The 13,704-nt window shown below is 46.2% G+C and carries 12 protein-coding genes; 11 read left to right on the top strand and 1 reads right to left on the bottom strand.

Annotation, left to right across the window (positions count from 1 at the left end):
• Positions 1 to 75: 75 nt before the first annotated feature.
• The 5 genes from spoIVB (at position 76) to CI595_RS06385 (ending at position 5,662) form a co-directional block, all read left to right on the top strand.
• On the top strand, positions 76 to 1,278 hold the full coding sequence (gene spoIVB, locus CI595_RS06365) for a SpoIVB peptidase (protein ID WP_243135116.1): 1,203 nt from the start codon (positions 76 to 78) through the stop codon (positions 1,276 to 1,278).
• Between the two features lie 199 nt (positions 1,279 to 1,477).
• Positions 1,478 to 2,272, top strand: a complete 795-nt coding sequence (gene spo0A / locus CI595_RS06370) for a sporulation transcription factor Spo0A (protein ID WP_033141185.1) — start codon at positions 1,478 to 1,480, stop codon at positions 2,270 to 2,272.
• Positions 2,273 to 2,422: 150 nt separating this feature from the next.
• Complete coding sequence (gene glgA / locus CI595_RS06375; RefSeq protein ID WP_095172471.1) at positions 2,423 to 3,868, top strand: glycogen synthase GlgA; 1,446 nt, start codon at positions 2,423 to 2,425, stop codon at positions 3,866 to 3,868.
• A gap of 112 nt (positions 3,869 to 3,980) precedes the next feature.
• Positions 3,981 to 4,649, top strand: a complete 669-nt coding sequence (locus CI595_RS06380; RefSeq protein WP_095172472.1) for a response regulator transcription factor — start codon at positions 3,981 to 3,983, stop codon at positions 4,647 to 4,649.
• Positions 4,646 to 5,662, top strand: a complete 1,017-nt coding sequence (locus tag CI595_RS06385) for a sensor histidine kinase (protein WP_095172473.1) — start codon at positions 4,646 to 4,648, stop codon at positions 5,660 to 5,662. Before CI595_RS06380 ends, CI595_RS06385 begins: the two co-directional genes overlap by 4 nt.
• Positions 5,663 to 5,723: 61 nt before the next feature.
• On the opposite strand, the gene CI595_RS06390 is transcribed toward CI595_RS06385, so the two are convergent.
• Positions 5,724 to 7,688, bottom strand: a complete 1,965-nt coding sequence (locus tag CI595_RS06390; protein WP_095172474.1) for a sodium-translocating pyrophosphatase — start codon at positions 7,686 to 7,688, stop codon at positions 5,724 to 5,726.
• 430 nt (positions 7,689 to 8,118) lie between these two features.
• On the opposite strand from CI595_RS06390, the gene CI595_RS06395 reads away from it, so the two are divergent.
• The 6 genes from CI595_RS06395 (at position 8,119) to CI595_RS06420 (ending at position 13,677) form a co-directional block, all read left to right on the top strand.
• Complete coding sequence (locus CI595_RS06395) at positions 8,119 to 8,886, top strand: ABC transporter ATP-binding protein (protein WP_095172475.1); 768 nt, start codon at positions 8,119 to 8,121, stop codon at positions 8,884 to 8,886.
• Positions 8,876 to 10,876, top strand: a complete 2,001-nt coding sequence (locus CI595_RS06400) for an FtsX-like permease family protein (RefSeq protein WP_095172476.1) — start codon at positions 8,876 to 8,878, stop codon at positions 10,874 to 10,876. The genes CI595_RS06395 and CI595_RS06400 overlap by 11 nt, the downstream gene beginning before the upstream one ends.
• 87 nt (positions 10,877 to 10,963) lie before the next feature.
• The gene (locus CI595_RS06405; RefSeq protein ID WP_065541187.1) at positions 10,964 to 11,149 is read left to right on the top strand and encodes a hypothetical protein; all 186 of its coding nucleotides are present in this window, start codon (positions 10,964 to 10,966) and stop codon (positions 11,147 to 11,149) included.
• 13 nt (positions 11,150 to 11,162) lie between these two features.
• Complete coding sequence (locus CI595_RS06410; protein WP_065541188.1) at positions 11,163 to 11,420, top strand: spore coat protein; 258 nt, start codon at positions 11,163 to 11,165, stop codon at positions 11,418 to 11,420.
• A 368-nt stretch (positions 11,421 to 11,788) separates the two neighbouring features.
• Positions 11,789 to 12,922: a recombinase RecA gene (recA, locus tag CI595_RS06415; protein ID WP_095172477.1), complete on the top strand. Its 1,134-nt coding sequence runs from the start codon at positions 11,789 to 11,791 to the stop codon at positions 12,920 to 12,922.
• A gap of 143 nt (positions 12,923 to 13,065) precedes the next feature.
• Positions 13,066 to 13,677 (top strand): regulatory protein RecX, encoded by a 612-nt coding sequence (locus tag CI595_RS06420; protein ID WP_095172478.1) that lies wholly within the window; start codon positions 13,066 to 13,068, stop codon positions 13,675 to 13,677.
• The last annotated feature ends 27 nt before the right edge of the window (positions 13,678 to 13,704 follow it).

Raw genomic sequence — 13,704 nt, forward strand, 5'->3', positions numbered from 1 at the left:
ATCACATACTAAAAAGGGTACACAAGAGTGTATCCTTTTTTCTTTTTTAAAAAAATTATGAAAGGATGTGATTTTTTGTCGAAAAAGCGTAATTATCGGCGCCTTCTTTTCGTATTCTTAATAGCAGATATTATTGCAGCCGGCACAATGGGATATCAGGAGGTTAAAGACTCCATACCGGACACCTTGTATGTCCGTTCAGGAAATGAGGATGGGATCAGCAAAATGCTGGATAATCCTCTGGTCACTTATCCGGATACCCTGAACGTGGCGGACAGCGGCACCTACCGGATTCCCTGCAGCCTGCTTGGAGTAGTTCCGCTGAAGGATGTGAAAGTGGAGACTGTGGAGGATAAGTGGGTATCTGTGTGCGGTATGCCCATAGGCCTTTATATGGACACACAGGGCGTTTTGATCGTGGATACAGGGGAAATCATAGGCAGTGACGGAATTCCCTGTGAACCGGCCGCTAACATTGCCAAATCAGGGGATTACATCCTGCAGGTGGATGGGGAAGCTGTTTCTTCCAAAAAAGATTTGATTTCCAAGATTCACGACTGTGACGGAAAACCGGTGACGCTTCTTGTAAGACGCGGGGAGGAGGAAGTTCCTATCTCCATTGATCCGGTGTTAGGAGAAGATCAGGAGTATAAGCTGGGAATCTGGGTGAGGGACAATACCCAGGGGATCGGGACTATGACTTATGTGGAGGAGGACGGCAGTTATGGAGCGCTGGGCCATGGGATCAGTGATACGGATACAGGGGAACTTCTCGATATCTCCGGCGGGGAGCTGTATCAGGCACAGATCGTATCTGTATTAAAAGGGACAAAAGGTAATCCCGGTGAACTTTCAGGTTACATTGACTATGATGACAGCAAAAAGATAGGGACCATTGACAGCAATACGGAAAAAGGCATATTCGGCTCTGTCAGTGAGGGATGTATGTATAAGCTTCCTCTGACCTCCATGGAAGTGGGCTACAAACAGGAGGTAGAGACCGGGGAGGCGCAGATTCTGGCAGATCTGGAAGGCGAGGTAAAGGCATATCAGGTAAATATAACAGATATTTACAGAGACCAGGCGGACACAAACAAAGCCTTTGCCATACAGGTGACCGATCCGGAGCTGCTTGCAGCAACCGGGGGGATCGTTCAGGGCATGAGCGGAAGCCCCATTGTTCAGAACGGAAAACTGATCGGCGCTGTGACACATGTTTTTGTACAGGATTCTACCAAAGGCTACGGCATTTTTATTGAAAAAATGCTGGAAGATTAGGCAAAAAAATATCTGCAAAATCAGGTTGAATGTCGAAAAATTGATGAATGTGGCGCAATACGGTGAAAGTTGTAAGATGATTTAGCTTGATTATGAAAACAACTGATAATATAATACAAGTAGTCTTCAGAAATGACGATTCAACAGGGCGCCCGTCATTTACTGAAGAAAAAGAGCAACATGACATGGAGGACGAGTTATGGAAAAGTTAAATGTCGCTATAGCAGATGATAATGAGAAAATGTTGGATTTACTGGGGAATCTCATCAATGAAGATAAAGAGCTGGAATTGGTAGGTCATGCCAACAATGGCGCCGATATATACGATATAATCAGAGAAAAAGAACCTGACGTTGTACTTTTAGATATCATAATGCCGAAAGTGGACGGTTTAAGCGTGATGGAACGTGTCGGAAGGGACGGCAACCTGAAAAAACATCCCGCTTTTATAGTAGTATCCGCTGTAGGGCAGGAACAGATCACAGAGGATGCCTTTAATCTGGGGGCAAATTATTATATTATGAAACCGTTTGACAACAAGATGCTGCTGTCCCGCATCAAGCACATCAGGCAGTCCAGGGACACAAGAGTGAAGGAACTGCGCAAAGTCAATGCATATGAGGATAAGGGTACTTATTTCGAGAGAAATCTGGAAGCAGATGTGACAAACATCATCCATGAGATTGGTGTTCCGGCACATATCAAGGGCTATCAGTACCTGAGAGACGCAATTATCCTCTCTGTCAATGACATGGAAATGCTCAATTCCATTACTAAGATCTTATATCCGACCATAGCCAAAAAACACCAGACAACACCCAGCCGCGTAGAACGGGCAATCCGCCACGCCATTGAGGTGGCCTGGAGCAGAGGGAAAATGGATACCATAGACGAGCTGTTTGGCTATACCGTGAGCACAGGAAAAGGCAAACCGACCAATTCAGAATTTATTGCCTTAATTGCAGATAAAATCAGATTAGAATACAAGAAATAAAAAGCAGCCGCAAAAAAGCACTTTTCATTGCACTGAAAATAGGGTATAATCATTATAATAGGCAGGTTGAGATACTGTCTAAAATATGCAGGCATGGCAGCAGACTTGGGAGGTTTGTGTAAAGTTGCCTGACTGAAGGAGGGTATTTCAGTGAAGAAGATATTGTTTGTGGCTTCAGAGGCCGTACCGTTTATTAAAACAGGAGGGCTGGCTGACGTTGTCGGCGCGCTGCCCAAGTGCTTTGATAAAAATTATTTTGATGTGCGGGTGATTATCCCCAAATACATGTGCATGAAGGAAGAGTTTAAGAACCAGCTTCAGTATGTTACACATTTTTATATGGACATAGGCTACCGCAGAGAATATGTGGGCATCATGCAGATGGAATATGACGGTGTTCAGTTCTATTTCATTGATAACGAATACTATTTTTCAGGATACCAGCCATATGGTGATATCCGTTTTGACATTGAGAAATTTGCGTTTTTCTCAAAAGCCGCGCTTTCCATTCTTCCGGTGATCGATTTCAGGCCCGATGTGATCCACTGCCATGACTGGCAGACAGGACTGATACCGGTTTATTTAAAAGACAGGTTCCAGGAAGGTACCTTTTATCAGGGAATTAAGACAATCATGACCATACATAATTTGAAGTTTCAGGGTACCTGGGATATTAAGACGATCCGAGAGCTGACCGGACTTCCGGCATATTATTTTACCCCTGACAAGCTGGAGTCATTTAAGGATGGCAACCTCTTAAAAGGCGGACTGGTGTATGCGGATGCCATAACAACTGTGAGTAATACCTATGCAGAAGAGATTAAGACAGAATTTTACGGAGAAAAACTGGACGGACTGCTTCGCGCCCGCGCCCATGACCTGCGCGGTATCGTAAATGGAATCGACTATGATGAATACAACCCCGAAACTGACCGTATGATTGCGAAGAATTACAATGCGAAGACATTCCGCAAAGAAAAAGTAAAGAACAAGACAGCTCTGCAGAGCGAACTGGGTCTGAATCAGGATCCAAAGGCTATGATGATCGGTATCGTGTCACGTCTGACAGACCAGAAGGGCCTTGATCTGATCGCTTATGTAATGGATGAGCTGTGCCAGGATGCGATCCAGCTTGTAGTGCTGGGAACTGGTGAAGAACGATATGAGAATATGTTCCGCCATTTTGCATGGAAATATCAAGGCAAGGTGTCCGCCAATATTTTCTATGACAATGCATTGTCTCACAGAATCTATGCATCATGTGATGCGTTCCTGATGCCGTCACTGTTTGAGCCCTGCGGCTTGAGCCAGCTGATGAGCCTTCGCTACGGAACCATTCCCATTGTGCGTGAGACAGGCGGTTTAAAAGACACAGTAGAACCATATAATGAATTTGAAAGTACAGGAACAGGCTTCAGCTTTACGAATTACAATGCCAATGAGATGCTGAGTATGATTCGCTATGCAGAGTCTGTATACTACGATAAGAAGCGCGAGTGGAACAAATTGATTGACCGCGCAATGGCCAAGGACTATTCCTGGTCCAATTCTGCGAACCAGTATGAGGAAATGTACAACTGGCTGATTGGATCATGACAGGCAGCATATAAGTCCTAATGTAAAATTGAGAGTGAACCGGATACGGCAGAGGCTGTGTCCGGTTTTCTAGTATAGCGTTGTATAAGGTTTGCAGAAAGAAGGGATAGAAATGAAAGTTCTTTTGACGGAAGATGATGATAAGCTGCGCACAGAACTGGCACTGTTTTTCAAAATGCACGGGTATGAGACAGAAGAGATCACGGACTACAAACATGCAGTGGAAGCGATCTGTAGTGCAGGGGGCCAAATCCTGCTTTTGGACCTCTCCCTGCCTGAGGCAGACGGAAAATATATCTGCAAAGAGATCAGAAAGCGCTCCCCCATACCCATTCTTATCATCACCAGCCAGAACACAGAGATGAATGAACTTCTCTGTCTCAATTATGGGGCAGATGATTTTATAGCAAAGCCCTTTAATCCCCAGATCCTGCTGGCCCACGTGGAGGCAGTGCTGAAGAGGAGCCAGGGAGCACGGCAGGAGTCAGAGGAGATATCCTGCGGTGACTTCATTCTGGATATTTCGCGGGGAGTGGCAAAAGCTGGGGAGAAGGAGGCAGACCTGACGAAAAATGAGAGCAGGATCCTGTACTGCCTTGCTAAGAATAAGGGGAAGATCGTGTCCAGGGATGTGATGATCAATGACCTTTGGGACAGTGAACTGTTTGTGGATGACAATACCCTGACCGTGAACATTACCAGGCTTAGGGCAAAACTGGAATCCATTGGGCAGAAGGGTGTCATCCACACCAAGAGAGGGCAGGGGTATCTGTTGGAATGAGTCTGAGAGAATATTTAAAAGAGCGCTGGCTGCAGTTTACCCTGCTGCTGGCGGTGCTGACCGTGATCCTCCTTTTTGGGGTGCTGGTCATGATCCCCGGGTTTTATCTGCTGCTGGTGGGATGCGCATTTGTCAGTATCTGGTTTGTTGTATGGTGTACAGATTACATGAGAAAGCGCAGTTTTTACAAAACAGTGGAGAATCATCTGGCACATCTGGACCAGAAATACCTGCTTCCGGAGCTGCTTGAAAGCCCGGGTTTTCTGGAGGGAAGATTCTTGTATGAAACACTTCAGGAAATGATGGAATCCATGAACTGGCGTGTGGGAGAGTATAGGCGCAAGAGCGATGATTACAAGGAATATATTGAACTGTGGGTCCATGAAGTAAAGCTTCCCATTGCCACCGGGAAAATGATTCTTGAAAACAACAGGGACAGCTATAGTGACAGCCTTACGGAGGAATTTGACAAAATAGATGACTTCACGGAACAGGCCCTCTTTTATGCCAGGAGCAATTATGTGGAAAAGGATTACATTCTGAAAAAACTGAACCTGGAAGAATTGGTCCGTGAAGTGATACGAAAAAATAAGAAAGCTCTCATAAAAGGAAAATTCAAGATCGATCTCCATGATTTGGACGTATCTGTGTATTCTGACAGCAAGTGGCTGGCCTATATTCTGAATCAGATACTGGCTAACAGCATAAAGTACCGGAGAGAAGGCAGAACGGAAATTGAGTGGTATGCAGTTACAGAAAAGGAAAAGGTCATCCTCTGTATGAGAGACAACGGGATGGGGATTCCTGTTATGGATCAGGGCCGTATTTTTGAAAAAGGATTTACAGGAGCCAATGGCCGTTCCGGTAAAAAGTCCACAGGTATAGGTCTCTATCTCTGCAAAAAACTCTGTGAAAAAATGGGACACAGGATTTATCTCACTTCCAGAGAGGGAGAAGGATGTGAAGTATTCATAGACTTTCCAAAGGGAAGCATGACCGGCTTTCTGGAGTGAGAGACCAAAAAAGGGCGGAACCGCCAAAGCGGCCCGCCCGTATTTTATTATTTTTATCACATCAAAGGAACAGGGGTGTAAATACCACCGCCACAATGGTCATCAATTTGATCAGTATATTGATGGAAGGCCCGGAAGTATCCTTAAAGGGATCGCCCACCGTATCACCGACAACCGCTGCTTTATGGGCTTCGCTGCCCTTGCCCCCGTGGGCGCCTTCTTCAATAAATTTCTTGGCATTATCCCAGGCTCCGCCGGAATTTGCCATAAATACAGCCATTAACACACCGGTAACCAGCGCTCCCGCCAACAGCCCGCCCAGTGCTGCCGGCCCAAGGACCAGTCCCACAAGCAGCGGAGCCGCCACAGCCATAATGCCGGGAACCATCATTTCTCTCAAAGCCGCCTGTGTGGATATCTGCACACAGGAAGAATAATCCGGCTTCCCTGTCCCTTCCATAATGCCGGGGATTGTCTTAAACTGCCTGCGTACTTCCTCGATCATCTTATTCGCCGCCTTGGAAACTGAATCCATAGTCAGGGCGGAGAACAAAAACGGCAGCATACCGCCGATAAACAATCCGACAATGACCTGCGGGTTCAAAATATCAATGGTATCCAGATTTACCGCTTCCGCGTAAGAGACAAACAGGGCCAGAGCGGTGAGTGCTGCGGAGCCTATGGCAAAACCCTTGCCCATGGCAGCCGTGGTATTACCCACAGAATCCAGCTTATCCGTAATATTCCGCACAGATTCGTCCAGTCCTGCCATCTCCGCGATACCACCTGCATTATCTGCAATCGGTCCGTAAGCATCAATGGCAATGGTAATACCTGCAGTGGAAAGCATCCCTACCGCTGAGAGGGCGATGCCGTACAATCCGCTGAAATGATAAGCAGCCAGTATGCCCACTGCAATAAAAAGAATGGGAAGCATGGTGGAACGCATTCCTACAGACAGGCCGCTGATGATAGTAGTCGCTGCTCCTGTCTCAGACTGGGCTGCAATTTTCTGCACCGGTTTATAATCACCGGAAGTATAGTATTCTGTCATGATACCGATCAGCAGTCCCACAACAAGTCCGCTGATAATGGCAATAGCCGCTTTAAAATCACCAAAGAACATATGGCTTAACACAAGGGAAAGGGCCAAAACCACCACACTGGAGCCATAGGTCCCCACTTTCAGCGCCTTACCCGGGTCCGCACTGCTGCTGGCTTTTACCAGGAAGGTTCCGGCCATGGAGGCCAGGATCCCCACGCCTGCCAGTACCAGCGGGAACACCGCGCCGGAGCCTTTAAAATAAATAAGACCCAGCGTGATGGCTGACACCAGAGAACCTACATAGGATTCAAACAGATCGGCACCCATACCTGCCACATCTCCTACATTATCCCCTACATTATCGGCAATAACAGCCGGATTTCTGGGATCATCCTCGGGAATCCCGGCCTCCACCTTTCCCACCAGGTCAGCACCCACATCCGCGGCTTTTGTATAGATACCGCCGCCCACACGGGCAAAGAGGGCGATGGAGGAGGCTCCCAGGCCAAAACCGGAGATAATGCCTGCATCCTTTGTCACAAGATATACCAGGCTGACGCCCAGAAGTCCCAGGCCGGTCACACACATTCCCATCACAGAACCACCTGAAAAAGCAATGGAGAGTGCCTGTTTCATGCCGGATTCCTTTGCCGCACCGGCTGTGCGCACATTGGCTTTTGTGGCTACCTGCATGCCGCAGTAACCGGATATGGAGGAGAAAAGTGCCCCCATAAGAAAAGCGGCGGCTGTCATCCAGCTTTTCAGTGCAATCCCCAGTATCAGGAAAAATACCACAACGAAAATAACCAGTATCCGGTACTCAGCCATCAAAAAAGCCTGTGCCCCCTCATGAATATAGGAGGCGATCTCCTTCATCCTGTCATTTCCGGCCTGCTGTTTTTTTATGGTGCAGGTTAGAAAGAAGGCGAAGAGAAGTCCCAGTATCCCTATAACAGGGACAAGATAAAGCAGTTGTTCCATAATATAATTCCCTTCCTTTCCCTGTGAGGACATTTGACTGTGCAGGGGTGCGGAGGAGTTTCACCCGGCGCGGACGTATGTCCTGTCACAAATAAGTTTTTATAATATCATTATATAACAAATATGTCTAAAATACATAAAAAAACTTAAAAAAATAAGAAATTTTTCGGTGAATCGCTAATTTTACTAAAAATGTTTGGGAAACCTTACAAATCTGCAAGATAAATGTAAGTGAAATCGATGGGATGGAACTTTAAATGGCCGTATAATAAAATCATCCTAATTATTCAGCAGGTCCGTGCATCCGCTGCACTGCCCGTAAGAATGCGTTCGCAGTGAAGCAAAAATCCTATCACCAAAGACGATTCTGCCTGTGACTGTGAAGGTACTGAACAATTACGGATCATTGATCAAGAAAGGAGCTGCCATTATGAATACAGTATTAGAAGTAGCAAATGTGGAAAAATATTATGGAAATAAAAGTAATCTGACAAAAGCCCTGGACGGAATCAGTTTTTCCGTGGAGGAAGGGGAGTTTGTGGGAATCATGGGAGCCTCAGGAAGCGGGAAGACAACGCTGCTGAATTGTGTCTCTACCATAGACCGTGTGACAAGCGGAAAGATCATTGTCAATGATATAGACGTGACAAGACTCAAAGGAAATCACCTCAATCAGTTCAGGAGAGAGGAACTTGGTTTTATCTTTCAGGATTTTAATCTTCTGGATACGCTGACAGCCTATGAAAATATATCCCTGGCCCTTACCATCCAGCGGGTCAGCCCGGCAAAAATCCACAAATCGGTAAATGAGATCGCAGACAAGCTGGGTATTGAGGATATTTTAGAAAAATATCCCTATCAGATGTCAGGCGGACAGAAGCAGCGTGTGGCCTGTGCAAGGGCCATGATAACCAATCCCCAGATCGTTATGGCGGATGAGCCTACCGGTGCCCTGGATTCCAAATCGGCCAGAATGCTTTTGGAGAGCTTCCAGTATTTAAACCAGCAGATGGCAGCCACGATCCTCATGGTCACACACGATGCCTTCACTGCCAGTTATGCCAACCGGATCCTCTTTATCAAGGACGGAAAGCTGTTCAATGAGCTGGTGAAGGGAAGAGACACCAGAAAAGAGTTTTTTAACCGTATCATTGAGGTGGTTACTCTCCTGGGAGGTGAGCTGAACGATGTTATTTAAACTTTCGGTTAAGAATATCAGAAAGAGTCTGAAGGATTATGCCATTTATTTTATGACACTGATCCTGGGGGTTGCTATCTTCTATATTTTTAATTCCCTGGATTCCCAGCAGGCCATGACAGACCTGACGTCCTCCAAAAAAGAGATCATTTCACTTATGATTACCATGCTGAGCGGCGTTTCTGTATTTGTCTCCTGTATCCTGGCCTTTTTGATCGTTTATGCCAACAATTTTCTGATCAAAAGAAGGAAAAAAGAATTTGGCGTGTACATGACACTGGGCATGGGAAAAGGGCAGATATCCAGGATCCTTGTAGGGGAAACCTTCCTCATCGGCCTTCTGTCTCTGGCGGTGGGGCTGTTTATAGGTGTACTGGGAGCACAGTTTATGTCTGTGCTGGTGGTAAAGATGTTTGAAGTGGATATGGAGTCTTATGTCTTCGTATTTTCCAAAGCGGCTTTTTTCAAAACAATCTTATATTTTGGGATCATGTATCTGGCTGTGCTGGTATTCAATACGGTCAGTATCTCCAAATGCAGTCTGATAGACCTTTTGTCCGCAGGAAAGAAGGCGGAACAGATTAAGATGAAAAAGCCTGCGGTCTGTATGGTATTATTTCTTTTTTCTGTAGCCCTTCTGGGCGTCCTTTACTATCTGGTGGCCTGTATTCCCACTAAACTGGATACAGGCACGTACGGGATCATTATTGCACTGGGCTGTCTGGCCACCTTTCTTTTTTTCTGGTCCCTGTCAGGCTTCCTTCTGCATATGATGCAAAGAAACAGAAAATACTATCTGAAGGATCTGAATGCTTTTGTCCTCAGGCAGATCAACAGCAAGGTCAACACTACGGTAGTTGCCATGACGATCATCTGCATTATGCTTTTTATGACTATTACAGTCCTGTCAAGCGGACTGGGGATCAACCACTCTTTCCGGGAATCTTTAATGGAACTGACACCGGTGGATGTGAATGTGGAATATATGCCTCCAAGCGGAGAGAGCGCCGGGACTCCTGTTTCAGATAAACTGCAGGATGCAGGTTTTGATCTGCGTGTATTGCAGGAGGATTATGTGGAAATGGGGATCTATAGTACCGGGCAGCTTACTATGGGCCTGACCCTAGGGGAGAATATGTCGGAAGTGTCAAAAAACTTTATGTTCTTGAATGCCGAACTGGAGGAGGATATGATCCGGCTGTCTGATTACAACCGGCTGGCAAAGCTTTACGGGAATCCTCAGTATGACTTGAAGGATGACGAATATCTGGTACTGTGCAATATGGATGATGTAAAGATACAGAGAGATAAAATGCTGAAAAAAGGGGAGAAGATCCAATTAGACGGTATATCCTATTCACCGAAATACGGGGAGTGCCAGGATGGATTTCTCCAGATGATGACAAACCGCATAAATCCGGGCATTTATGTGCTTCCTGACCACGCTGTGAAAGAAGAGTGGAGGAACCGGGGATTTTTGGCAGCCGATTATGCCAGACAGGACAAAAAAGGTGTGGAGGATGCGGATGCTAAGATAAACGCGATTCCCAGGGAACTGGGGATATACAGCAACACCAGGACAGATATTGTGTCTGCAAGTATGGGGCTTTCCACCATCATCACTTTTGTAGCCATCTACCTGGGTATCATATTCCTTATCTCAGGGGCAGCCATACTGGCTCTCAAAGAACTTTCCGAGAGTTCTGATAACAGGGACCGGTATGAGGTGCTGCGGAAGATTGGTGCGGATGAGAGAATGATAAACCGCTCTCTTTTCAAACAAATTGGAATATTCTTCCTGATGCCGTTAAGTCTTGCCGTGGTGCATTCCATTTTTGGCTTGCAGTTTGTCAGGGTCATGATGATAACAATGGGAGAAGTCAACCGTTTTGGTTCCATCCTCACTACAGCGCTGATCCTGCTAGTGATCTACGGCGGCTATTTTCTGACCACATATCTGGGCAGCAAGCGAATTATTCAGGGGAAATGAGAATAAGAAAAACCTTGCAAAGCCATACTATTTCTGTAGACAAAACGGTGTTAGAACCACCAAAAACAGAAATAGGAGGAAAATGTCATGACAGAACTTTCAGTACTTGACTTACAGAATCTGCGCCATTTGATCGGCGGATTTGAGACCAGCCACTGCAAAATGCAGGATTATGCACACGAGGCACAGGATCCCCAGGTGAAACAGTTCTTCCAGAAAGCTGCACAGTCAGCAATGGAAAGCAAACAGCAGCTTATGCAGTTTTTACAGTAGGAGGTAAGAAGAGATGACAGATAAGACAATGGTATCCGATACCCTGGTAGGTATCAACGGTGAACTGGGACATTACGGTGCAATGATCCCTCAGACAGAAAATGCTCAGTTAAAACAGACTTTAAAACAGATGAGAAACCAGGCAGAAATGTCACAGGAAGAGATTTATCAGATCGCTAGAGCAAAAAGCTATTACGTTCCTGCTGCAAAAGCGACTCCGGAAGAGGTCAGCCATGTAAAGAATGTACTGACACAGTTATCTGCTCAGTAAAAAGCCAATTGACAGAATAGCAAAGGCCGCGGTTCACAGGAAAGCGACTCGTGAACCGTAACGGCAAAGGGCATCGGATGCTTATCCGGTGTCCTTTTTTCTTGACAAATACGGCCGGATGCTACATACTTAACACATACCGTCAAAGGCAGTTCTGTCTTTTTATCTATTCAAGCAGCATTCCGCTGCGCCGGTATCCCCATTAAAAAAAGAACGCGCAGAAAGGATGTGATGCGTATTGCAGGCAGGAAAATAACAGTTGACAAGGAAGAAAAAGTGTACTATTATGATAACAGTAATACGAACATAAGTTCGTGAGTATGACAGAAGAAGAAATCATGAGATCAATCAAATAAAGGAGATAACAAATGGTCAAAGAAGATAAATTAAAAGCCCTGGACGCGGCTTTGGGTCAGATTGAAAAGCAGTTTGGAAAAGGCTCTGTTATGAAACTGGGCGATTCCTCTTTACATATGAATGTGGAGACTGTACCAACAGGCTCCCTGAGCCTTGATATTGCCCTGGGACTGGGCGGAATCCCCAGAGGAAGGGTAGTAGAAGTCTACGGACCGGAATCCAGCGGTAAGACCACAGTGGCGCTGCATATGGTAGCAGAGGTGCAGAAGAGGGGCGGAATCGCAGGCTTTATTGATGCGGAGCACGCTTTGGACCCTGTATATGCCAGACATATCGGTGTGGATGTGGACAACCTCTATATCTCCCAGCCGGATAACGGTGAGCAGGCTCTGGAGATTACAGAGACTATGGTTCGCTCCGGTGCTGTGGATATTGTGATCGTGGACTCTGTTGCGGCTCTGGTTCCAAGGGCGGAGATCGAAGGCGATATGGGAGATTCCCATGTGGGCCTCCAGGCGCGTCTGATGTCACAGGCTCTCCGTAAACTGACAGCGGTCATCAGCAAATCTAACTGTATCGTTATCTTTATCAATCAGCTTCGTGAGAAGGTGGGCGTAATGTTCGGGAATCCTGAGACCACTACAGGCGGACGTGCCCTGAAGTTCTATTCCTCCATCCGTCTGGATGTGAGAAGGATCGAGGCCCTGAAGCAGGGCGGTGAGATTGTGGGTAACCGTACCAGGATCAAAGTGGTTAAGAATAAGATCGCGCCTCCGTTTAAAGAGGCGGAGTTTGATATCATGTTCGGCCAGGGAATCTCAAAAGCCGGGGATATTCTGGATTTGGCAGCAAATCTGGGAATCATAAACAAAAGCGGAGCCTGGTATGCATATAAGGATGGAAAGATTGGCCAGGGACGCGAGAATGCCAAACAGTATTTGAAAGAGAATCCGGAGGTGGCAGAAGAAGTGGAAGCAAAAGTCCGGGAACACTACGGACTCACAGAAGGAAAGACAGAAGAAGAGAGCAGCAAAGATACAAAAGAAAAGAAAGCTGACGCCAAAGCTTCTGCAGCCAAAGCACCGGATCTGAAAGCCGCAGAGATATCTGCTGCCCAGGGTACAAAGAAAGAAAATGAGGAGTAACTATTGACCGGGTCAGCGCATTAATTGCGCTGACCGTAAAGAAACGTTCAGGAGTCATGCAAAATTTCATCACCGAAGACGATTCTGTATGGATTTTTGCCTGTAACCTTGTAGGTACTGAACGGTCACAATGAGGAAGTATAATGCTTGTCACAAAAATACAGGCTGTAACAAAACAAAAATATAGAATCGAACTTGACGGACAGCCCGCCTTTGTTGTATACAAAGGCGAGCTGTCTCGCTATGGAATAAAAGAGGGGCATGAAATCTTGCAGCCGGTTTATGAGGAGCTTGTGGGCCAGGTGCTCACAAAGCGTGCAAAACTGCGTGCCATGCATCTTTTGGAAAGCATGGACCGGACCAGGGCAGAGCTGGAGAAAAAGCTGCAGTCAAGTGAGTATCCCAGGGAAGCCGTGGCGGAGGCTCTTGCGTATGTGGAATCATTTGGATATCTGGATGACAAAAGATATGCCAGACATTATGTGGAGTGTAAAAAAGAGGGCAGAGGGAAAGCACGGCTGAAAATGGAACTGGCCCAAAAAGGTGTGGACAGAAACATCATAGAGGAAGTCCTTGATGAGGCAAAATTGGATGACTGCAGGGACACCATCCGGGAGCTGGTGAGGAAGAGAAGAAGGGGTGACGGCCCCATGGATGACAGAGAACGGCAGAGAATTTACGGCTATTTAATGAGAAAAGGTTTTTCGTCCTCTGATATTTTGTCCGTATTAAAAGAAAAAGAAGATTTTTGCTGAAAAATCTTGGACAGATTTCACATACTT

The sequence above is a fragment of the Blautia hominis genome (genome assembly GCA_002270465.1).
Lineage (GTDB): Bacteria > Bacillota > Clostridia > Lachnospirales > Lachnospiraceae > Blautia > Blautia hominis.